The 22,674-nt window shown below is 73.5% G+C and carries 16 protein-coding genes; 11 read left to right on the top strand and 5 right to left on the bottom strand.

Translation table 11 applies throughout. The features are described from left to right. Positions 1-3: 3 nt before the first annotated feature. The 3 genes from OG607_RS10430 to OG607_RS10420 are packed head-to-tail and all read left to right on the top strand — an operon-like array spanning position 4 to position 1,395. Positions 4-438: a roadblock/LC7 domain-containing protein gene (locus OG607_RS10430; protein WP_405721649.1), complete on the top strand. Its 435-nt coding sequence runs from the start codon at positions 4-6 to the stop codon at positions 436-438. Further along, positions 435-836 carry a DUF742 domain-containing protein gene (locus OG607_RS10425; RefSeq protein WP_405721647.1) on the top strand — a complete coding sequence of 134 codons (402 nt, stop codon included), beginning with the start codon at positions 435-437 and terminating at the stop codon, positions 834-836. The genes OG607_RS10430 and OG607_RS10425 overlap by 4 nt, the downstream gene beginning before the upstream one ends. A 22-nt stretch (positions 837-858) precedes the next feature. Next, positions 859-1,395, top strand: a complete 537-nt coding sequence (locus OG607_RS10420) for a GTP-binding protein (protein WP_405721644.1) — start codon at positions 859-861, stop codon at positions 1,393-1,395. On the opposite strand, the gene OG607_RS10415 is transcribed toward OG607_RS10420, so the two are convergent. Continuing rightward, the gene (locus OG607_RS10415; RefSeq protein ID WP_405721641.1) at positions 1,385-2,596 is read right to left on the bottom strand and encodes a cysteine desulfurase-like protein; all 1,212 of its coding nucleotides are present in this window, start codon (positions 2,594-2,596) and stop codon (positions 1,385-1,387) included. The genes OG607_RS10420 and OG607_RS10415 overlap by 11 nt on opposite strands. Positions 2,597-2,880: 284 nt before the next feature. On the opposite strand from OG607_RS10415, the gene OG607_RS10410 reads away from it, so the two are divergent. From OG607_RS10410 to OG607_RS10390, 5 genes are read left to right on the top strand one after another with little or no spacing between them, the layout of a single operon-like run. After that, the gene (locus tag OG607_RS10410) at positions 2,881-3,747 is read left to right on the top strand and encodes a DUF4132 domain-containing protein (protein ID WP_405721639.1); all 867 of its coding nucleotides are present in this window, start codon (positions 2,881-2,883) and stop codon (positions 3,745-3,747) included. Next, complete coding sequence (locus OG607_RS10405; RefSeq protein WP_405721636.1) at positions 3,744-8,621, top strand: DNA-binding protein; 4,878 nt, start codon at positions 3,744-3,746, stop codon at positions 8,619-8,621. Before OG607_RS10410 ends, OG607_RS10405 begins: the two co-directional genes overlap by 4 nt. A gap of 60 nt (positions 8,622-8,681) precedes the next feature. Beyond that, positions 8,682-9,842, top strand: coding sequence for an AAA family ATPase (locus OG607_RS10400; protein ID WP_405721633.1), 1,161 nt, complete (start codon positions 8,682-8,684; stop codon positions 9,840-9,842). Continuing rightward, the gene (locus OG607_RS10395) at positions 9,839-13,348 is read left to right on the top strand and encodes a vWA domain-containing protein (RefSeq protein WP_405721631.1); all 3,510 of its coding nucleotides are present in this window, start codon (positions 9,839-9,841) and stop codon (positions 13,346-13,348) included. The genes OG607_RS10400 and OG607_RS10395 overlap by 4 nt, the downstream gene beginning before the upstream one ends. Beyond that, positions 13,345-15,222, top strand: a complete 1,878-nt coding sequence (locus OG607_RS10390; RefSeq protein WP_405721628.1) for a hypothetical protein — start codon at positions 13,345-13,347, stop codon at positions 15,220-15,222. The genes OG607_RS10395 and OG607_RS10390 overlap by 4 nt, the downstream gene beginning before the upstream one ends. Here the strand turns inward: OG607_RS10390 and OG607_RS10385 are convergent. The 3 genes from OG607_RS10385 to OG607_RS10375 form a co-directional block, all read right to left on the bottom strand. After that, positions 15,186-15,431, bottom strand: a complete 246-nt coding sequence (locus OG607_RS10385) for a hypothetical protein (protein WP_405721625.1) — start codon at positions 15,429-15,431, stop codon at positions 15,186-15,188. The genes OG607_RS10390 and OG607_RS10385 overlap by 37 nt on opposite strands. 126 nt (positions 15,432-15,557) lie before the next feature. Further along, positions 15,558-18,488, bottom strand: coding sequence for an AAA family ATPase (locus OG607_RS10380; RefSeq protein ID WP_405721623.1), 2,931 nt, complete (start codon positions 18,486-18,488; stop codon positions 15,558-15,560). Between the two features lie 95 nt (positions 18,489-18,583). After that, the gene (locus tag OG607_RS10375; protein WP_405721620.1) at positions 18,584-19,045 is read right to left on the bottom strand and encodes an Lrp/AsnC family transcriptional regulator; all 462 of its coding nucleotides are present in this window, start codon (positions 19,043-19,045) and stop codon (positions 18,584-18,586) included. A gap of 195 nt (positions 19,046-19,240) precedes the next feature. Here OG607_RS10375 and OG607_RS10370 point away from each other — a divergent pair, with 195 nt between their 5' ends. From OG607_RS10370 to OG607_RS10360, 3 genes are all read left to right on the top strand, one after another. Beyond that, positions 19,241-19,948, top strand: coding sequence for a DUF6426 family protein (locus OG607_RS10370; RefSeq protein ID WP_405721617.1), 708 nt, complete (start codon positions 19,241-19,243; stop codon positions 19,946-19,948). Continuing rightward, a complete protein-coding gene (locus tag OG607_RS10365) occupies positions 19,948-21,018 on the top strand; it encodes a Fic family protein (protein ID WP_405721614.1) in 1,071 nt (356 codons plus the stop codon). Before OG607_RS10370 ends, OG607_RS10365 begins: the two co-directional genes overlap by 1 nt. 165 nt (positions 21,019-21,183) lie before the next feature. Continuing rightward, entirely contained in the window at positions 21,184-21,648 is a 465-nt protein-coding gene (locus OG607_RS10360; protein WP_405721611.1) for a hypothetical protein, read from the top strand. A 23-nt stretch (positions 21,649-21,671) separates the two neighbouring features. Here the strand turns inward: OG607_RS10360 and OG607_RS10355 are convergent, their stop codons facing one another. Continuing rightward, a complete protein-coding gene (locus OG607_RS10355; RefSeq protein WP_405721608.1) occupies positions 21,672-22,580 on the bottom strand; it encodes a cupin domain-containing protein in 909 nt (302 codons plus the stop codon). Positions 22,581-22,674: the final 94 nt, after the last annotated feature.

Genomic DNA, 22,674 nt, shown 5'->3' with positions numbered 1-22,674 from the left:
ACGATGACGCAGCGAACCACCGCTACCAACATGGACCTCGACTGGCTCCTCGACGGTCTGGTCGACCAGGTGGCCGGCTCCCGGCACGCGGTCGTTCTGTCGGACGACGGTCTGGTGATCGGCATGTCCAGCACCCTCATCCGCTCCGACGCCGAGCGGCTCGCCGCGGTCGCCACCAGCCAGCAGAGCCTCGCCCGCGGAGTCGGCACGCTCTTCGACGGCGGCCCGGTCCAGCAGGTGATCGTGGAACTGGCCGAGCTCTGGCTGTTCGTCACCGCCGCCGGCCGGGGCACCCACCTCGCCGTGATCGCCTCCCAGGAGGTGGACGCCGAGGTCATGGCCGTCGCGATGCACACCCTCGTACTGCAGGTGGGCCAGAAACTGGGCACCCCGGTCCGTACTCCGCTGGCCGGCGCCGGACCCGGGGGAGAGGAGTGACCCATTGGGCCTATGAGGACGCCGCCGGCGACGCCGACGACGAACCCCTGGTCCGGCCCTACACGATCACCCGCGGCCGGACCTCCGCGGGCCGTGACGACCTGACCCTGATCACCGTCATCACCGCGGTCGGCGACGGCGCCCTGCCGGAACCGGCCGCCTCGCGCGGGCTGCAGCCCGAGCACCGGACGGTCCTCGGCCTGTGCCGAGAGCCCGCAGCAGTCGCCGAGATCGCCGCCGGGCTGGATCTGCCGGTATCTGTGACGAAGATACTGCTCGGCGATCTCATCGGCGCCGGCCTCGCCCGCGCCCGTCCCCCAGCCACCTTCATGACCGAAGACGGAGCTCCCGACATGGCACTTCTGCAGGCGGTGAGAGATGGGCTACGCAACCTCTGAGGCCTTTGCCGCCCCTCAGGCGATGAAGATCCTCATCGCCGGCGGCTTCGGCGTCGGCAAGACCACCATGGTCGGCGCGATCAGCGAGGTGGCCCCGCTGCGCACCGAGGAGTATCTGACCCGCGCCAGCATCGGGGTCGACGACCTGGACGGCATCAACGACAAGTCCACCACCACCGTGGCCCTGGACTTCGGCCGGATCACCGTCAGCCCCGATCTCGTCGTCTATCTCTTCGGGACCCCCGGCCAGGAGCGCTTCTGGTTCATGTGGAACGACCTCGTCCACGGCGCCCTGGGCGCCGTCGTTCTGGTCGACACCCGCCGGCTCGCCGTCAGCTTCGCCTCGATCGACTTCTTCGAGAGCCGCGACATCCCCTTCGTGGTCGCCGTCAACCGCTTCGACGGCGTCGAGGACCGCACCTACGACGAGGTCCGCACCGCCCTCGACCTCGACCCCCAGGTGCCGTTGGTGATGTCCGACGTACGCGACCGCACCGCGTGCCGCGACCTGCTGCTGACCCTCGTCGACCACGTCATGGAGCCCGAGTTCATCGCGTAACGCGAAGGAAGTCCGACAGCCCCTCCAGCAGCCGGTCGACGTCCCCGGTGTCGTTGTACGGCGCCAGGCCGACCCGCAGGCCACCCGTGTCGCCCAGCCCGAGCCGCCTGGACGCCTCCAGGGCGTAGAAGGAGCCGGACGGCGCGTCGACGCCACGGGCGGCGAGATGACGGTAGGCGTCGACCGTGCTGCGGCCCTCGATCGTCAGCAGCAGGGTGGGGGTGCGCTCGGCGGCCCGCGAGTGCACGGTGATCTCCTCGAACCCGGCCAGGCCCTGCTCGATGCGCGCCCGGAGGGTGTCCTCGTACGCCTCCAGCGCCGCCAGCGAGGACAGCAGCCGTTCCCGGCGGGTGCCGTCGCGGCGCGGGCCCAGTCCGGCGAGGAAGTCGACGGCGGCGCGGGCCCCGGCGAGGAACTCGTAGGGCAGGGTGCCCAGTTCGAAGCGCTCGGGGACGGCGTCCGTCGAGGGCAGCAGCTTGTCCGGCCGCAGCGTCTCCAGCAGGGCGGGGCCGGCGGCGAGGACACCGAAGTGGGGGCCGAGGAACTTGTAGGGGGAGCAGGTGAAGAAGTCCGCGCCGAGTTGGGCGATGCCGACGGGGGAGTGCGCCGTGAAGTGGACGCCGTCGACGTAGAGCAGCGCGCCGGCCTCATGGACCACGTGGGCGATCCCGGCGATGTCGGGCCGGGTCCCGATCAGGTTGGAGGCGGCGGTCACGGCGACCAGGCGGGTGCGTTCGCCGGTCACCGCCGCGATGTCGTCGGGGGTCAGCTCGCCGGTGGCCGGGTCGAAGTCCGCCCACCGCACCGTCGCGCCGGCCGCCGCGGCCGCCTGCACCCAGGGGCGGATGTTGGAGTCGTGGTCCAGCCGGGTCACCACCACTTCGTCGCCCGGCCCCCAGCCCTTCGCCAGCGTCCGCGAGAAGTCGTACGCCAACTGCGTCGCGCTGCGCCCGAAGACCACGCCGGACGGCTGTGCGCCCAGAAGGTCCGCCAGCGCCTGCCGGGCCGCGGTGACGATCGCCTCCGCGTTGCGCTCGCCCGCCGTGCCGGATCCCCGGTTGGACAGCGGATTCGCCAGCGCCTCCGCGATGGCCTCGATCACCGGCAGCGGCGTCTGGGTGCCGCCCGGCCCGTCAAAGGGGGAGTTCCCCGCTTTCAGGGCGGGGAACTGCGCTCGGACAGCGGCGATGTCGTAACTCACCAGGAACTCCTCGGGCGGGCGGGCGTGCGGGTGTGCGTGTGTCGAGGGTACGAAAGCGTGTGCAGGTGACCCGCTGGTAGTACGTATGTCAGCACGTGGTTCTACTGATGCGCGCTGCCGGCCCAGCCGCTTGACTCGCCGCACGCCGGGGTGACCGGGTCCGGTTGTCGGTGGCTGCCCATAGTGTTCGTCGCATCGTCGCACTGGCGCCGGGATTCCCCGGCTGAACTGTGCTGATTTCACATGGCCTTCGACAAGGCTTTCGATGCGGGAGGGCGGACCCTGTGGGTTGGCTGTCGGCGGGTGACGGGTACGAGGTCGCCCTGGTGGAGGGCCGGGTGGCCGCGAGGTCCACCTCGGGGCGGGCGGCGGGGCGGCAGTTGAAGTCCCTTCCGAAGGCATTGCGGGACCATCCGGAGGTGGACCGGCTGCGGCGGTTCGCCGAGTGGCTGGACCGGCACGCGGTGGCGTGCGTGGCGCAGGTGGACGCCTGGATGGTGTCGTCGCTGCCGGTGCCGACGGGCCTGCTGGCCCGTGTGTGGCCGGACGAGGCGTGGCAGTCGGCGCTGCGTGACCTGGCGGTTGTGGGGGACGACCCGGACGAGGTGGGCTTCCTGCGGGACGCCACCGGCTTCGGTGAGCTGCGGGTGGTGAACCTGGACGGCGAGACGGTCCGGCTGTCGCCGCGTACGGTGACGCTGCCGCACCCGGTGCTGCTCCCGGACCTGGACGACCTGCGGGAGTTCGCGGCGGAGCTGGGGATCGTGCAGCGCGTCGAGCAGATCCACCGGGCCACCTGGCGCAAGCCGGACGTCCTGGCGGACAAGGCCACCGCGATACAGGAGTTCGCGGGCGGCAAGTACGCCTCGCGGTTCGGGCTGGCCGCGCGGGCCACCGCCCTGGGGTACCGGGTGTCGGGGGGCTACGCGACCTGCCGGGTGCGCGACGGCGCGCGGACCGTCGAGGCGGCGGTGTGGATCGGTGAGCCGTACTGGGACGGGGACACCGAGACCGGCGCCCTGACCTGGAGCGACGGGGACGGCCGTTCGATCGGGCTGGCGGAGGTCGGCCCGGTGGCGTGGTCGGAGGGAATGCGGATGGCCGCGGCACTGTACGCCGGCCGTGTGGTGGAGGAGGGGAAGAGCGCATGAACGCGGTCACCACGCAGGAGAGTTACGAGGATCTGCTCAAGGCCGGTGCGGTGCTGCCCCCGGACACGCAGGGAGCCGGCGAGCGGGCGGTGCCGCTGACCGCGCGCACCTACCGGCATCCCGGGCTGGACGACCGGGTCGTCGTACGGCTGGTCGCCGGGGAACTGGGCGCGGCGGAGGACCTGGCCGCCGGCTTCCTCGGCCTGCAGACCGACGCGGAACCGGCCGAGGTCGGGCTGGGGCTGCGGCAGTCCCTCGGCTTCCCCGAGTGGGTGCTGGTGCACCACCCGAAGGACGGGCACCACGCGCTCGGCGTCGTACCCGACCTGGAGCGGGCGGCCCGGCAGGCGAAGTCCAAGCCGAAGGCGGCGCTGGACGCCTACCTGGCGCTGGCCGGTCAACTGGCCGCCGCCGTACCGCACTTCCTGCCCACCTTCTACGAGCAGGCCGGGCGGGTGTTCGTGGGGGTGGAGAACGCCACGTACGCGGCGCAGATGTTCACCCGGGCGCGCACGGCGGAGGCCGAGCACGGGCTGACGGTCGACGAGGACCGGCTGGACGCGGTGTTCCTGGAGTTCGCACTGGCCGGGGCACTGCCGGTGAAGGTCCTGACGGCATACGCGAAGGAACTGGCCGCACGGGTGCCCGCGGACGAGGCGCTGCGCAGGTTCCGGCGGCTGTGCGTGCGCCGTACGGCGGGCGGGCTGCCGCCGTCGGCGCAGACGGCCGTCGAGCTGCGCAAGCTCGCGAAGGCCGCGGGCACGGACGCCGACGCGCAGGAGCGGGCGTATCTGGCCGAGCTGCTCGGCCTGCCGGCCACCCTGCGCGCGGCCCTGGGCTGGTGGAAGGCCCACCGTACGGCCCTGGTGGCGCTGGCCAAGGACAAGCCGGAGGTGCGGGCGGCACTGCTGGACGTCATGCCCGTCGGCGGTGACAACGAACTGCCCGCGCTGTGGCTGGAGGTGCTGGAGGAGTCCGGGGCCACCGCCGGGCTCTGCGCGGCGGAAGCCGGGGCAGTCTCCGGGGACGGCGCAGCCGGCTGGCTGCGGCGGTTCCTGGACTTCCGTGGCGGTGGATGGCGCCAGCCCCGCCTTCCGGCGCTGTACGCGCTGGTCGAGCGCATGGTGGACGGGCTGCGCGCCGAACTGGCCGGATCGGGACAGGCCGTGGGGGTCCACTACGACGTGGATCTGCTGGACCTGCTGCTGGCGACCCAGGTTCCGGTGGCCGACCCGCCCGAGGGCCACACCCTCCTCCTGGAGCAGTGGGCGCAGGGCGAGGGGCAGCGCGATCTGGTCGCGCTGGAGGCGGACGCCCGCTTCCGGCCCGCGTTCCGGCAGGGGGCGAACAGGTTCAGCGACGACCAGGACGGCCGGCGGGCCGTCCGGCTGCTGGCCGCGTCCCCCGGCGGGCGCCCGATGCTCACCGAGTGGATGCGCGAGGTCGCCCGTGGCTTCGCCGCCACCGGTCTGCCCGGACTCCCGGACAGCATGAGCCGGCTGACCCGGATCCCTGGCGAGGCCCTGGCCCTGGCCGAGGAGGAGGTGCGCGCCGCCGCCGCGACCGACCTCGCCCCGGTCCTGGCCCGTACGCTGCGCGCCGGGCTCTTCGACGAACTGGGCTGGCCTGCCTGGGAGGAGGCGGCCGCCGCCCTCGTGGCCGCCAGGGATGTCGACGACCTCGTCATCGCGGACGCCTGGCCGCACCTGATCGTCGCCGGACCCGCCCAGGCCCGGGTGATCGGCGCCGAAGGCACCGCCCTCACCCACGACCTGCGCATCCCGGACCGGGACAGCTACGGCGACCCCGGCTTCCACTACGTGGACGGCGAGCTGCTGGTCCACTGGCGCTCCCGGACCCTGGACCAGGGGCTGCGCGGCTACTGGCACACCGCCGCCGACCGCCCCCAGCCGATGGAGGGCGGCGCCCACGGGACCCGGGGCCAGCGCATGAACTGGTACAACGGCGCCGGCAACAGCACCTTGCCGCTGCCCGGCGGCGGGCGCGCCACCGGCGCCGGAGTGCTGCACCGAGGGGACACCGCCCTGCCGGACGAACGGCCGTTGATCAGCGACGGGACCTCGTACTGGGTGTGGATCCGGGACGCGGACGACACCGACGCCTCCGGGTGGCACGAGTACGACCCGGCCAGCGGTGAGCTCGGCCGCAAGAGCCTGCCCGGGTTCTTCGCCGACGCGGGCAGCGCCTTCAAGGGCGGCTGGCTGCTGCCCGCACCGGACGGCGGGCTGCTCGGCTGGCGCGTGCTCGAACTGCCCGACGGTTCGATGCGCGTCGAGGATCCCGCCGGAACGGCCGTCACGGTCGCGTCCGGTGCCGAGCGGCCGACCCGCGCCGTGCTGTTCCCCGGGGACTCCGGGGACCCGGGGGACGTGGTGGCCCGGGCGGTGGACAGGCGTGGCTTCTACAGCGTCAACCTCGTCGACGGGGACGGTGTCGTCACCTCGACCGCCAGGACCGACAACGCCCCGGGGGTGTTCGCGGAGGGCACCCTCATCCTGCCGCCGCAGCGCTACTGGCACCTGCTCCGGCCCCGCGACCCGCAGGGCTCCGCCGCCCTGCGCCGGATCGACCGCGACACGGCGGCGGCGCTGCTGAAGGCCGCGGCGACGGTGGAGAAGAAGGACCAACTGCCCGCCCTGGTCCGTACGCTGCTGCCCCAGGTCGGCCATGAGGCGCTGGTCGCCGGCATCGCCGGGGTGCTGCGGTTCGCCGCCGAGCAGCAGGCCGTGCTGGACAGGGTGGCCGACCGCCTGGAGCAGACGCTCTCGGGCGGGCAGTCGCAGAACGGGCCCAGCGGGCCGAACGACCGACTGCTCAGCGACGCGCTCAACGGCCTCAGCAGCGCCCACGCCTGGTACGGCTCCGACGAGAACGCCCACATCGTGAGCCAAGTGCGGTTCATGGGCGAGGCATTGCGCGCTTCCGCCGATCCCGCCGTTCCCGCCGCGCCCAGGGCGAGCCTGCACCACGACGGGCCGGCTCTGCCGACGGCGGTGCTGTTCTGGAGGGCTCTGCCCGACCTCGCGGCGACGGCGGCGCTGCGTGCCGCGTCCGCGACCACCGACGGGACGCACCGGGACGCGCTGGGCGAGCTGCTCCGCGAGCTCGATACGGCGGGCCTGTCGGCCATGACGCCCGCCCACTGGCGCCTCTTCCAACTGCACCTGGACAGCGGTCTGTTGACCCAGGCCGACGGCACTGAGCGCGAAGCGGCCCGGCGTGGTCTGCTCCGGCTGGACGGCGGCGCCTTCCTGGCCTTCGTCGACGTGGACGGCCAGAACGGCCACGGCGTGACGTACTCGGCGTTCTTCCATGACCCGGCCGGCCGCTTCGAGGTCCCCGCCCCCTACACCGTGCAGTCCTCGTCGCCGGTCGGCACGGCCCGGGACGCGGACTGGCTGGCCGTCTTCCGTACCGAGCTGGCCGGGCGCGGCCCGGCGCCCTGGTTCCCCGAGGCGGCCGAGGAGTTCGCCCGGCTGACCGGCGTCACGCCGACCATGGCCCGGCTCGTCGTCGCGGGGCTGCCGCAGATCGACGTTTACGAAAGGAACTTCCTGACGGCCGAGGTCCGTACCGCCCTCGGGGTGAAGGCGGCCGACGCGGCCCTGGCCAAGGACGAGCTGCGCGGGATGTCCGCGAACATCCGGCAGGCGGTCGTCGCGGCGCTGCTGCCCGCCGAGCCCGTTCGGCTGTGGACGCACGGACCGGACGCGGCCGCAGCGGCGGAGGTCTGGAACCGCCTGGCCGGGCGGCGGGTCGCGGTGCCCGAGGCGCTGCTCACGGAGGCCATCCGCGCGGTTCGGACGAGCTGGGAGGCGGGCAGGTCCCTGCCCGCCCTGCTGGACCCGGCGGCGGAGCCGCGGCTGAGCCAGGACCTGGCCTGGACGGTCCGCGGCGACCGCGTCGCCCCCGTCGAGGAGAAGGCCACCGGTTTCACCGCCGACACCCTCGTCGGCGCCGTCGCGATGGCCGCCTGGCTCGCCCACCGGCTCCCGGCGGGCGACCCGATCCGGGCCGCCCTCCCGGCCGCGCTGACCGCCGTACGGGACCGGCTGGCCAACCCCGAACTGATGCTCAACCTGGGCCACTACGCCGACCTGCCCCGCTTCCGCAAGGTCGCCGGCGCCCCCACGGAGACCGGCGAGGGCTACGAACGCTACGGCGCCGTCATCATGGCCACCGCCGACGACCAGCCCTGCCCGGCCATCCGGACGGCGCTGCTGGACGAGGCCGGGGGCGACCCCTACCTGGCCGTCCTGCGCGCCGACTCCCCGGAGGTGTCCGAGACCGAGACGGCGCTGCGCACCGCCCGCGATCCGCGCTTCGAGGCGCTGCTCGCCGACCCGGGCGACCCCGCCCTGGGGGAGCGGGACAAGGACGGCACCTGGTGGCCGCAGGACCCGTCGCGCTCGGTGCCGGAGCTGGTCACCGAGGCGGCCAAGGAGTACGGCATCAGCGAGGACGCCGCCACGCTCTATCTGGCGCTGCTCGCCATGCCCGACCCCACCGACCGCAACACGGCCCGGTGGACCGGCTGGCGGCCCGCCCGGCTCAAGGCCGCCCGCGCCGAACTGGCCGCCACCGACCTGGTGGTCGAGGCCACCCGCGCCAGGGCCGGGCGTTCGCTCTTCCTGCCCGGCGGCTGGGCGACCCTGGGTTCTCCGTACGTCCCGCTGGAGCAGTGGAAGCTCACCCTGCTCGACCTGGCGGTCGGCCAGGACGCCCCGCTCGGGGTGCTGGTGCCCGCCGAACCCGCCGCCGAGCTCTACCGCCGGGCCTGGCAGCGGGTCAGGGAGGGCGACGGCCCGCGCTTCGAGCAGCTCAAGGCCCGGCGCGCCGCCCGGCGCCGCTGAGCGCCGCCGTACTCCGTCTCCGTCTTTCAGCCGTAAACCCCGTAAGAACCAAGGAACTTCATGACCCTGATGGAACAGGCGACCGCCATCCCGGCCCGGCAGACGATGCCCGCCGAGGAGCGCTACGCCACCGAACTCGCCTTTCTCGCCGCCCACGACGACGGCCCCCGCCCGCCCGGCTGGGCGCTGACCCCGCGCGCCGCCGTCACCTTCGTCTGCGGCAGCGGCGGCGAGACCCTGAAGCTGGCGAAGCCGCACGAGACGCTGCCCGACCGGCTGCTGATCGCCCCCAAGTTCGTCGGCGAACGCGCCCTGGTGGAACGCTGCGTGGTCACCCTCGCCGGTGAGCGCGGCCTGTTGCTGGTCGGCGAGCCCGGCACCGCCAAGTCGATGCTCTCCGAGCTGCTGGCCGCCGCCGTCAGCGGCACAAGCGCCCTGACCGTGCAGGGCACCGCCGGCACCACCGAGGACGCCTTCCGCTACGGCTGGAACTACGCGCTGCTGCTCGCCCAGGGCCCGACCCCGCAGGCGCTGGTCGACTCACCCGTGCTCACCGCGATGCGCGGCGGCCGGGTCGCCCGGATCGAGGAGATCACCCGCTGCCTGCCCGAGGTGCAGGACGCGCTGGTGTCGATCCTGTCCGACCGGCGCGTCAGCGTCCCCGAGCTGGCGGGCACGGCCGACGCCCAGGTGCCGGCCGCCCCCGGCTTCACCGTCATCGCCACCGCCAACCTCCGCGACCGGGGCGTGTCGGAGATGTCGGCCGCCCTCAAGCGCCGCTTCAACTTCGAGACGGTCGAGCCCATCGCCGACGCCGAGGCGGAGTCCGCTCTCGTACGCGGCCAGGCCACCGCCGCCGTACAGCGCGCGGGCGCGGCCTTCGGCGTGGACGAGGCCGTGCTCGACGCCCTGGTGACCGTCTTCCGCGACCTGCGCACCGGCCGCTCCGCCGAGGGCTGGGACGTGGAGCGGCCCGGCACGGTGATGTCCACCGCCGAGGCCGTCCAGGTCGCCGCCTCCCTCGGGGTGGCCGCGGCCTACCTCCCCGGCGGGGACGTCCTGGACCTGGTCCCCGGCCATCTCCTCGGCGTCGTGCGCAAGGACGACCCGGCCGACCACGCCCGGCTGCTCGGCTACTGGGACGGCCCCGTCCGCCGCCGCGCCGAGGACGGTTCGGCGATGTGGCGCCGTCTGTGGGACCTGCGGGGGAACCTGCGTTGATCCTCGCCGACCCCCGGGAGGCCGTGGCCGGGCTCGCGGCCTCCGTGGACCCGTTCCTGCTCGGCGTACGCCACCACAGCCCCGCACTGGCCGCCGTCGTCCCCGCACTGCTGGACGCCTGCGGGGCGGAGGTCGTCTGCGTGGAGCTGCCGGCCGACTTCCAGCCCTGGCTCGAGCACCTGGCCGACCCCGGCACCGTCGCACCCGTCGCCCTCGCCGGGGCCGGGGAGGACGGACGGCTCGGCTTCTACCCGTTCGCCGACTTCTCGCCCGAACTCGCCGCCATCCGCTGGGCCCGCGAGCGCGGGGCCGAAGTGCGGTGCTGCGACCTCCCGCTGGCCGACCCGGGCTGGGCGGCCGACGGCTCCACACCGGCGCAGGCAGGTACGGGGACCGCGTTCGCCGACGCCCTCACCGCCGCCGGAACCGGCCGCGACGGGGACGACCTGTGGGACCGCGCCGTCGAGGTCCTCGCCCCCGGCTGCGCCCCCGAGGCCGTCCGCCGGGCCGCCCTCGGCGTCGGCTGGGCGCTGCGCCGCGACGCCGAGACCGGCGGCGGCGTACCGGCCGTGGACCTGGCGCGCGAGGCGTACATGCGAAGCGTCATCGGTAAGGCCGCCGCGGACGGCCGCCGGGTGGCGGCGCTGATCGGCGCCTTCCATGCCCCGGCCCTGGCGGGCGGCCCGCATGACCTGCCGACCGGCAGTTCCGAACGGGAACCGGAATCTCACCCCGCGCCGGTCACCTCGCTCGTTCCGTACGCCTTCGACCTGCTGGACTCCCGTTCCGGGTATCCGGCGGGCATCCGCGACCCCCGCTGGCAGCAGGCCGTGCTCACCGCCGCCGGTGACCCCGGCCGGGTCCGCGACGCCGCCGCCCGCGCGATCACCGACCTCTGCCGTGAGCTGCGCGCGGCCGGGCACACCGCGGGCACCGGCGAGGCCGCCGAGACCCTTCGGCTGGCCTGCGACCTGGCCCGGCTGCGCGGCCTGCCCGCCCCGGGCCGGGGCGAGTTGCTGGAAGCGGTGACGACCGTGCTCGGCCAGGGCGAACCGCTCGGGCGCGGCCGCGCCCTCGCCCGGTCCCTGGAAGTGGTCCTGGTCGGCACGGCCCGCGGCAGGGTCGCCCCCGGCACGCCGCGCTCCGGGCTCGGCCCCTTCGTGGAGGCCGAACTCGCTGCGCTGCGCCTGCCCGGCCCGGAGAACCCCGAGTCGCGTGAGGTACGGCTCGACCCGCTCCGCTCCGACCTCGACGGCCGCCGCGAGATCCTGCTCCAGCGCCTCGCGGTGTGTGGCGTCGGCTACGGCGAGCCCGTCGAGGTGACCGGTACGGGCGACGGGACCGCCCTCACCACCCGGTGGCGGCTGTCCTGGACCCCCGCCGTCCCCGCCCGGCTCGACCTGGCCGGCGTACGGGGCGTCACCAGCGCCCTGGCCGCCGCCGGGACCCTGCGCGAGACCTTCCGCCGCCAGGCCGCCGACGGCGGAGCCACCTGCGCGCAGATCCTCGGCGGCCTGCGCGCCGCCGCACGGTGCGATCTGCCGGCCCTGGTCGCCGACCGCCTCGCCGATGCGGCCGCCGTCCTCCCCTCCGCCGCGACCCTCCCCGAACTCCTCGAAGCGCTGGACCTGTTGGAGGCTCTGCGCCGGGGCCACCTGCCCGGCACCGCCCCCGACGGCCGACGGCAGGCCGCCGAACTGGCGGCGACCCTCCTCGAGGCCGCCGTACGCGCCCTGCCCGGCCTGGCGGGCAGCGACCAGCCGGACGATGCCGCCGCCCTGATCGCCCTGTCGGCCCGCGCCGGTGAGCACCGCCTCGGCCTGCGGCTGGACGACGCGCTCGGCACCCTGGCCCGCACCGGCTCCCCGCTCGTCCAGGGCGCCGCCCTGGCGGCCAGGGTCCTGCTGGACCTCGACGGGCCGGCGGCCCTCGGAGCCCGCGCCGCCGGATGGATCGACACCGCCACCGACCCCGACGGACGCCACCGCCTGGCCCGGCTGCTCACCGGCCTGCTCACCGCCGCGGCTCCGCTGCTCCAGTCGGCACCGGACGCCCTCGACCCGCTGCTCGACCGGATCGACAACCTCACCGACCAGGGCTTCCTGGACCGGCTGCCCGCCCTGCGCGGCGGCTTCGACACCCTCGCACCGGCCGGCCGCGACCGGCTGCTGCACACCGTCACCGAACGCCTCGGCGACCGCCCCGACCTGACCCTGACCGCCCCGCCCGAACTCCTCGCCCTGTGGTCCGCCGCCGATGCCGCCGGCCTCGCCGCGCTCAACGCCCTGCGCCTGCCGACCGCCGCCGAGCTGCCCGGCCCACAGCCGGAGACCGTGAACGAACCCTCGGCCACCAGGCGAACGGCCCCCGGGAAACAGGCCCTCACCCCCGCCGACCGCTGGCGGCTGCTCCTCGGCCGGGAGACGGAACGACTGCCCTCGGGCGCCCGCCGGTACGCCCACGCCCTCGACGAGCTGTACGGGGCCGGGCGCGGCGAGGGCGCCGGCGGCTTCGCACCGGGACCCGGCGGCATCGGCCCGGGCGCCGGCCAGGAGGCGTCCTTCCCCACCGCCCGCGAATGGGCCGAGGAACTCGACGCCCTGTTCGGTGCGGAGGTCCGCGAGGAGGTCCTGGCCCGCGCCGTCGACAGCGGCCGCACCGATGTCCTCGCCGAGCTCGACCCCGCCGCCGTACGCCCCTCCGTCGAGCTGCTGACCTCCGTGCTCTCCCTCGCCGGAGGCATGCCCGAGCAGCAACTGGCCCGGCTGCGCCCGCTGGTGCGCCGCCTGGTCGACGAGCTGGCCAAGGAACTCGCCACGCGCATGCGTCCCGCGCTGACCGGACTGGCGACACCGCGCCCGACCAGGCGTCCCGGCGGCCGGCTCGACCTGCCCCGCACCCTGCGGGCCAACCTCGCCCACACCCGCCGCCTCGACGACGGCCGCACCGTCGTCGTCCCGGAACGGCCGGTGTTCAGCACCCGGTCCCGCCAGGAGGCGGACTGGCGGCTGATCCTCGTGGTCGACGTCTCCGGCTCCATGGAGGCGTCCGTCATCTGGTCGGCGCTCACCGCCGCCGTGCTGGGCGGCGTACCCACCCTCTCCACCCACTTCCTCGCCTTCTCGACCAGCGTGATCGACCTGACGGACCGGGTGGAGGACCCGCTCTCCCTGCTGCTGGAGGTACGGGTCGGCGGCGGCACCCACATCGCGGCCGGGCTCGCCCACGCCCGTTCCCTGGTGACGGTCCCCAGCCGGACCCTCGTCGTGGTCGTCAGCGACTTCGAGGAGGGCTACCCGCTGGGCGGGCTCCTCGGGGAAGTACGGGCCCTCGCCGGCTCCGGCGTGCACCTGATGGGCTGCGCCGCCCTGGACGACACCGGCAGCCCCCGCTACTCGGTCCCCGTCGCCCAGCAACTCGTAGCGGCCGGCATGCCTGTCGCCGCCCTCAGCCCCCTCGCCCTCGCCCGCTGGGTCGGCGACCGCCTCCGCGGAGAACCCCGATGAACGCCGTACTGCCACCGGTGGCACCCGACCTGGTCGCCGCCGCCGTCGAAAGCCTCACCTCCCGGCTGCGCAAGAAGCTGGACGCGGCGATCGAGCTCTACGCCACGACACCCGTCACCGCCGACGGCCCGACGCTGCGCATCAGCTGCGGCGAGGACGCCGAAGTCACCCTCACCCCGGGGCCCTCGGGCGCCGTCACCGACGCCGGCCAGGCCGTGTGCAGCTGCCTGCTGGCACCGCGCTGCCTGCACCGGGCGGCCGTCCTCAGCGCCTGCCCCGTCGCGGACCAGGACAGCGCACCCGAGCCGGTCGGGGAACCGGCCGCCGAGGAAGTGGCCCCCGGGGAAGTGGCCCCCGCTGTCGAAGCCGTACCCCCCACCAGTGCCCAGGTGACCGCTGCCACCGGCCTGTGGGCGGCAGCCGCCGCCGTGCTCGCCACCGGGGTGCCCGGCGCGGGCGCGGTGCCTCAGGCAGAGCTGCTCCGTGCCGCCCACACGGCCCGGCTCGCCGGCCTGCACCGGGCCGAGGCCGCCGCGCTCCGCGTCGTACGCGGCCTGCGCGGTGCCCGTGCCCGCCACGACAGCCACCGGCTGGCCGACCTGGTCGCCGCCCTGCGTGACCTGCTGCTCACCGTGGGCCTGCTGGCGGCGGCGGAGCCCGACCCGGCTCTGATCGGCACCGCCCGCCGCAGTTACGAGCCGGGCGGCAGCCTGCGCGTCCAGGGCGTCTGCCGGGAGCCGGTGATCAGCGCCACCGGTTACGGCGGCGTGGTCACCCATCTCGTCACCGACGACGGCCGTTGGTTCTCCGTCGCCGACGTCAAGCCCGGCGGCCCGGCCCGCGCCCGGGGAGCCGCCACTGCCACCGTCGCCCTCGGCGCGGCTGTGCTGGACCACGGTCAACTCGCCCGTGGCGGCCTCCTGATCAACGGGGCAACGGTGTCCCCGGACGGCCGCCTCGGCGCCGGAAAGGGGGTCCGGGCCACGCCGGTCGCCGGCCTGTCCTGGTCGTCCGGACCGCTGGCCGCCCTGTTCGGCCGGCCGCTGAGCGAAGCCGTCGCCGAGCGGCTCTCCGCCGATCCCGGCGCCGACCCGGAGCGGGCCGGCCGGTCAGTCGGCGAACTGGTCGGCTGCGACCTGGTCGTCGTCGGCGCCGCGGGCGACCACCTGCTCGCCCGCGAACTGACCGAAGGCCTGCCGATCCGGCTGGTACCCGCCAACGGCCATCCCGATCTCGCCCACACCGCCAACTTCCGCCGGCTCGCCTCCCAGCCGGGCACCCACCTCCGGGTCATCGGCCGCCTCGACCCCGACCGGGCCGCCACCCTGCGCCCGCTCGCGGTCGCCCCGGTGCCCGGCGTCGAGCAGACCCCGCGCCTGCCCGCCGAGTGGCTGGGCCACGCCGACCTGGGCTACGACCGCCTCCAGGGCGCGCACTTCCCGCCGCCCGCCGCCGCCGATCCCGCCGACGGCCTCGCCGACACCCCGCCCGTCACCGCGCCCGACACGGCCCCCGACCCCCTGGCCGAATCGCCGCTCTGGCGGGTGCGCCGCATGGTCGAGCTGGCCGTCACCGGAGGACGCCGAGCCGTCGCCGAACCCGCCCGCAACGGCGACCTGCGCGGCGACGGAGCCGCCCTGCGCCGCACCGGTTTCCCGGCCGCCGCGGACCTCTCCGCCGCCCTCGCGGCCGAGGCCGACCGCCGCACCCGCGATGTCTTCGGCCGGATCAGTGAGGCCGACCCGGACCGGTACGCGAAGGCATGGCTCGCGACGGCCGTCTACCTCACCAGCACTGAACGGGCCCTGGTCCGGTCCACCTGGGTCAGCCCTCGTCGTCAGGAACTCTCGACGAAGCGGACCGACCATGCGTAGCCGCTCAGGTTGTCCTGCGGGACCCGCAGGACTTCCTTGACCTGGCAGCCGTCGTGCGCGTACTTGCCGGCGAACCGGTCGAGGCGCTGGGCCTCGGTGAGATCTTCCATGGACAGCGGCGCACCGACGACGAGGTCCTCGTGGAGGACCCCTTCCGGTGCGGAGGCGTCCGAGCAGGCCGAGCAATGATGCGTTCTGGGTAGGGCCATGTGGCCAGTGTCCTCCCAACCCGGACGCTTCGGCGACCACGCCACGACGGCGCGACGGCCGGATAGCCCATCGTCACAGGTCAGCGCCCTGCGAAGCCGCCGCAGAGGCGGTCCGGACGGAGGAGGTCAAGGTGAGGACTTCGGCCGGACGGCGGCTCCTACGACAAGGGCCGCGAGCGCTGCTCGTGAGGAGACCCCGAGCTTGCGGTAGGCGTTGCCCAGATGCGATTCCACCGTGCGGTAGCTGAGGAACAGCTGGGTGGCCACCGCCTGGCTGGTCAGCCCTCGGGCGACCAGGTGAACGATCTCGCGTTCGCGCGGGGTCAGGGCGGCAAGCTCGTCAGGGACTGCCGGTTCCGGTGCGTCGACGGCCGGGCGGACCAGCTCGGCGAGAGCGAGGAGCAACTGCGCGCCCGTGCCGGCGATGAGGCCGTGCCCCCGCTGCCACATGTCGGTGCCCTGGCGGATCCTGCCTGCGGACGCCATGAGTGAGGCGCCGAGGAGGAGGGAGTGCGCCTGCCTGAGCGTGGCCCCGGCCTTCGCGCACTCCTCGGCCGCCTCGGCATATTTCACGGCTGCGGCCGCCGGTTCCCCGGCCGATGCCAGGATCAGGGCCTGAGCCTGAAGGGCTGCTGCACGCTGCGTCGGCAGGTCGAGATGCACGGCTTCACAGTCCGCTCGTTCGGCCCACTGCGCGGCGGCACCGACCTCGCCTCTGGCCATGGCGGCTGCGGTGAGCAGCTCGAGGAATGTGGGCCGCATACTGGGCTGCAGCCGCCGCAGGTCCGGGCCTCCCGCGCGGAGCAGCGCCTGGATGCTGCGGTCCGGTCTGACGAAGTTCGTCACGGAGCCGAGCATGCACCACGCCAGCGACGCGAACCAGCTGTCACTGGCGGCGGCCGTGGCCACGGCCTCCTCGGCCACGGCCACCGACGCCGGATCTCCGGGCGCAGTTGCCTGCATCACGATCAGTGACTTGAGCCCCAGGACAAACGCCAGGAGTTCATCGCTGGCGAAACCGCGCGCGATGGATTCCGCTTCGTCGGCGAACCGCACCGAACTGGATATCCGGCACGTCATGAGGCATACGTACGCCTTGCAGATGAGCAGGTGGGGCGTGACGTACAGCTGCCTCCCGCGTCGAGCGATCGTCAGGCCGCGATCCGCGTGGCGCTCCGCGTCGGCGTAGCGCTCCAGCAGCATCTCCGCGGAGGCGAGTTGCGCCAGGAGTTCGCAGGAGCCGGCGAGATCGCTGTCGGTCAACGCGTCCGCCGCCGCGGACGCGGCGTCGGCGAGCGCCCGGGCACTGCGCGTCTCGCCCTCGTATGTCTCGCCCTGTGCGGCGACCGCCAGCGCCCATGCCTCGCCCACCCTGTCGCCCAGTGCTCGGGCGGTCGTCAGGGCGTCGGCGACGACGCCTCGCGCTTCGGAGTACGAGCCGGCCACCAGCGCCGTCGTGCCCATCTCCACGCCGAGCAGCACGGTTTCCGCTGTAGGGGCCCGCCGGAGTTCGCCGAGCTGGCGACGGAGCAGAGCTGTCGCCTCCTGGTAGTGCCCCAGATGGCGTTCCACGAGGGCGCAGAGCGCCACGGCCGAGGCGTGCAGCCGTTCGTCCTCCGCGCCCGAGTCGGCGATCAGTTCGTGCAGCAGGTCTCGGCTCTTGTGCAGTTCACCCGCGACGCTGAGGACCCTGGCGCGCCGCAGGGTGAGCTCGTTCCGGGCGTCGGCGTGTACCGGGCTGCTGGGCATCAGCCCGAGGACCACCTCCAACCAGTACGCGGATGCGGCGGGGGCGGTCAGGGCGACCAGTTCCGCGGCCTCGACCAGGACGGCGGCCGCCTCTTCGTCCCACCCGCCGGGCAGTGAGCGCGCCACGTGGTTGGCGCGCTCCGCCACCGGTGCGCCGACGCTCGCGAGCGCTGCCGCGGCCCGGTGGTGCGACTGGGCGCGTTCGGAGGGGTTGATGCTCTCGTAGACCAGCGCCCGTACGACCGGATGACGCAGTACAACGCCTCGCCCCTTGCCCTCCGGGCGGACCAGGTCACGGCGCAGCAGCTCTTGCAGGCCATCGGCCACGTCCTGAGCGCTCTGCTCCGAGACCGCCTGGAGCATGCCCGGGGTGGCGTGTTCGCCTAAGACCGCGCAGGTCGCCAGCAGGCGTCGCTCGACGGGACCCAGCGGGTCGAGTTCGGCGAGCAGCAGTGCCAGGAGGCCTGGCGGAAGACCGGACGGATCCGTCAGCACATCCGTGCGGTACGCGGACGAAGACCGTACGCCGGAGCGGTGCGCGTGAACCATGGCCAGGAAATACAGGGGGTTGCCCTCGCTCGCCGAGTGGAACTCCTCGGCGTGGCGGCGGTCGAGGCCGGGGGCGAGCTTCTCAACGCAATCCTTCCGGCTCAGTGGGCCAAGGCCGACGTGCAGCACACTGCCGCTGTCCGCCCCCCGGGTCAGCGCGGCGGTGAGTGCCCTGGGCGTCTGCCTGCCACGATGCGAGACGATCAACACGACGGAACTGCGCACCGGGTGCCGGATGAGGTAGTCGACCAGCTCCAACGAGGCGGGATCCGCCCAGTGAAGGTCATCGAGTATCAGCACAACCAGGCCTGTCTCGCCCAGTTGCCGGAGCAGGGACGCCGTCGCCTGATAGAGCGCGAAGCGGTCCACGGCATTGCCATTTCCATCGCGAGGGTCCGGCCCCGACCAGCCGTTGACGATGGGCGCCACGGCCCTGGCGAGTTCGGCATCCGCACGCAGTGCCCGCGGGTCGAGATCGGCGAACGCGTCACAGAAAGGCCGGAACGGAATGTGCTGCTCATACTCGGAGGCCCGGCCCGACAGCACGGTGATTCCGTGATCTCTGATGATTCTCGCCCGAAACTCGCTCAGCAGCCGGGACTTCCCGATTCCGGCTTCACCGCTGACGTCGACGATCGTGGGGCCGCCCTCCCCGAGCCCGTTGAGCACCGAGTCCAGCGCCTCCAGCTCGCGCGTGCGGCTGACCAGCAGTGGTACGTCGTACCGTCCGGCGCTCTCGGGTGCTTCAAGGGCGGTCACGGTCAAGATCGTACTACTCGAAAGGAAAGCAGATGGTAATGGAAGCTTAAGTTTTTGAAGCGTAACCCTGACCTAACCTCTGATTCATTGCTCACTCACTCCGGCACGTCCCAGTTGAAGCGATGGACATGGATGCCGAAGTAGGGGAATGACTCCACCTCGCGGACGCCGGGAATCGTCCGGATGCCGTCGTTGATCACCGCGAACAACTCGTCCATCGAGCGGCACACGACTTCGGCGAACAGGTCGAAGGAGCCCGCCGTGGCCACGAGATAGATCACGTTGTCGATGCCGCCGAGGGCGTCGACGATCTCCCGGGGGCTGCGGTCGGCCTTGATGCCGATCAGGGCCATGACGGGCAGGCCCAGGGCGAGCGGATCGGTCACCGCGGCGATCTGCAGCACCCCGCTCTCCGTCAGCCGTTGCACCCGGGCCCGGACGGCGGGAGCCGACAGGCCCGCCTCCTTGCCCAGGTCGGTGTACGAGGTCCTGCCGTCTTCCTGCAGCCGCCGGATCAGGGTCCGGTCGACCGCGTCCAACTCGATACGGGCCGTCACGCGACCGCCTTTCACTTCACGGGATTCCACGGGATCCGAAGTGTGCCACCGGGCCGGCCCGGCGACTGGCGAAGGCCCCGTCGCGGTGAATCTACGTATCCGGCCTGCGTAGTTCTACGGAGGTCCGCGGGGACAGGGCCCGGGAGACTCGGTCTCAGCCCACAACGCCCGCCCCACTGTCCGATGTGGAGAAACATGAGACTCAGGAACGTGCTGTTCGCCGCCGCACTCGGTGCCAGCGTGATCACCGCAGTTCCCGCGGCGGTCGCCCCGCACGCCGCCTACGCCTGCGACGACAGCCAGTCGGACTGCAGCGACGACGACTTGGGCGGCGGCAGCGGGGACACCGGCAGCGGGGACACCGATACCGGGGACTCCGGCGGCGGGGACTCCGGCGATGTCGACGTCAGCACTGGAGACGTCGGTGACACGGTGGTCATCGATCTCGACACGGTCACCATCGTCGCGAAGGCCGATCCGCTGCCCACGACGCCCGCCGACCCGCTGATCGCCGGCTCTGGTGGCGGCGGAGGCGACAACGCGCTGGTCTACAACCGGGGGCAGATCTGGGAGGAGCGGCAGAACTGCTATCGCAATGACTCCAACGTCACGGAGAAGGTGACCCAGACCATCAGCTACGCCGTGAGCACCCAGGTCAGCACGAACATCTCGGCGAGCGCGCTCGACGTGCTCACCGCCACCATCGGAACCCAGCTCAACACGACGGACACGAGGACCTACTCCATGGAGGCCACCCTCAATCCGGGGGACACCTGGGGGCTGTTCGTGCAGTACCAAACCTCCGTCTACGCGATCACGACGCACGACATATTCGGCAACTACAGCACCCAGTACGTGAACGTCACCGCGCCGACCGGCGTCCTCACCGGACGCTCCTGCTGATGTCCTCCGGCTCCCCGGCGGCGGCCGCGACGGCGGTGCGGCGGGTCGTGCCCGTCGTGCCGCCGCTCGACGCCGAGGCGATCCCCGCCGGGGCCCGCCGCGAGGCCCTCGAAGCGCTGGCCGACCTGACCGAGGCCGCCGCGTACCTCGGCGACCCCGACATGTTCCACCGCCCCCGCTTCCGCACGATGGTGCACCGACGCCACATCGGTTCGGCGGACCCCCTTCAGCTCACCGAGCGGATCGCCACGGCCGCCGAGGACCGGGCCTCGGCGGGCCTGCTCGCCGTCCACTCCGTACGGGCGGAAATCCGCGAACGGCCCGACCGCCGTCCGTGCTTCGCCCCGGAGTCGCTCGCCGAGTTGCACCGGCTGATCGCCGCCGCCGACCCCAACATCCCCGGCCGGGGCGGCTTCCGGCGCTCCGCCGCCACCGTCACCTGGACCGACGGCCGCCGCTTCGCCATCGACGTCCCGCCGGGCAGGGCGCTGCGCGGCCACGTGGAGCGCTGGTTCCGCTGGGGCACCCGGACCACCTCCCCGCCCCTGGACGCGGCGGCGTTCAGCATGGTGCGGCTGGTGACCATCCACCCGTTCCCCGACGCGAACGGCCGTATCGCGCGGCTGCTCGCGCAGTGCGACCTGGTGGCCGCCGGCCTCATGCCGGGACTGCTGCTCGATCTGGAGGGCTGGGTCCACGGTCACCGCTACGAGCATGACGAGGCCGTGGTCGCCGCGTCGGAAGGCCGCTGGACGCAGTGGGGCGCGCTGTTCGCGCGGGCGGTCACCGAGACCGCGCACCACCGGATCGCGGCCATCGGGACGCATCGACGGCTCCTCGACTCGGCGATCGAGCGCGTCGAGGACGACCCGGTCGCGGTGGCGGTGCTGACGCACTTCCGCTCCAGCTCGGCGGTGTCGGCCCAGTGGCTGCGCGACCGGATGTCCCACGACCCGGAGCCCACACTGGCACGGCTCCTGGAAGCCGGGATCCTGACCGCCCACCCGCGCCTGCCGGGGGCGCTGGTTCACCCGGAACTGCTGGCCGTGCTGGACGCACCCTTCGGATGAGGCCGGGATCTGACTCCGTCAGCGAACCCCGGCGTCGATCGGCTCAGCCCGGCGTGGCGTCGGCTGAAACCGTCATAACCGGGGCAATCCGGGAATGTGTGCAACCTCCGGCGGGGATGATGTGTCCATACCAGTAGGAACTGTCACACACGGGGAGCAAATACGATGAAGCGAACCCGCACCCGAGCAGCCGCAGCCCTGGCCTCGGCCGCCGTCATCGGTGTCACCGCCACAAGCGCGGCCGGAGCGGCCGACGCGTCCGGGGCCGCCGCTCCGGCGGCCGCCCGGCAGACCCGGCAGATCGCCTCCTCCCAGCTCGGCCAGGACTACCGGATCACGCTCACCGCCCTGCGCTCCACGAGCGACCAGTACGCGGCCTCCGTACGGCTCCAGGTCTTCGAGCCGAACCGGGCCGGGAAGTGGAAGGAGACCAGCCGCGTCAGGGTCGGGGCCGTGGACGGCTGGTTCTGGTTCCCGCTGACCGGCAAGGGCGCGATCTGCCGGTTCTCCACCGCGAGCACCGAGCCCGCGCCGGTCGCCGTCAGCCTGCTGATCACCCCGTCCATCGGCTGCTCCGCCGCCGCGCACTACGAGATCCGGGACGGCCGGATCCACGCCTCCGCTCCCTGATCCAGCGCCCGGCTCGGCGGGTGTCAGTGGGCGTGGGGATCGTTCCGTTGCCGCCAGGTCCCGGGCGGCTCGCCGTGGTGGCGCCGGAAAGCGGCCGCGAACGCGTACGGCGAGCTGTAGCCGACGGCGCGGGCGATATGGGTCATGCCGAGTTCGCCGGTGAGCAGGTGGTCGCGGGCGAGAGCCATCCGCCAGTCGGTCAGGTACTGCATGGGAGTCTGGCCGAGGGCGTCGCGGAAGGTCCGTGCGAAGGCCGCCCGGGACAGGCCGCTGATCGCGGCGAGTTCGGGGACCGACCAGGGATGGCCGGCGTTCTCGTGCATGGCCTGCAGCGCGGCGTTCAGCCGGGGATCCGCGGACGCCCGGTACCAGCGGGGTGCGGTCGGGCTGCGGCGGAAGTCGTTGCGGATGGCGAGCACCAGGAGTACGTCGAGGAGCCGGTCCAGCACGGTGGGCCGGCCGGGCTCGGGGGTGGCCATCTCGTGCGACAGCAGCGCGATCACGTCCCGCAGCGGATCGCCGACGCCCGCCGACAGGGTCAGCACCTGCGGCAGTGCCTCCAGCAGCCCGCTGCCGATGTCACCCGAGAACCGGTAGGCGCCGCAGAGGAAGACCGTCGCCCGTGGGTCCTCGGAGCTCCCGTCGCAGGCGTGCCGGGCCCGGAAGTCATCCGGTTCCAGGCAGTCCGCGCCCGGCTCGTGCCCGATGTGGTGATCGGGGCCGCCGCGGACGAGCGTCACCTCCCCCGGCACGAGCTCCACCGCGCTGCCGGGGTCGTCGAGCCAGAGCCATCCCCTGCCCCGTACGACGGTGTGCACGGCCAGCTGGATCGATCCGGCCAGCCGCAGCCCCCACGGCGGCTCGGCCACCGTCCGGGCGAAGACGGCGCCGGAGGCGCGTGCCCGCGCAAGGCGATCGTGCAGTATGTCCACGCGATCAGTATCAGCGAGACAACCCCACTGGGCACAGGGCCGGAGCGTTTGACGTAAAAGAATGAGCCATACGCGCATTGATTCGCTCGTAGCG

The sequence above is a fragment of the Streptomyces sp. NBC_01537 genome (assembly GCF_045040445.1).
Lineage (GTDB): Bacteria > Actinomycetota > Actinomycetes > Streptomycetales > Streptomycetaceae > Actinacidiphila.
Note: the sequence above shows the minus strand (reverse complement) of the source record. Positions and strands in the feature narration are given on the sequence as shown.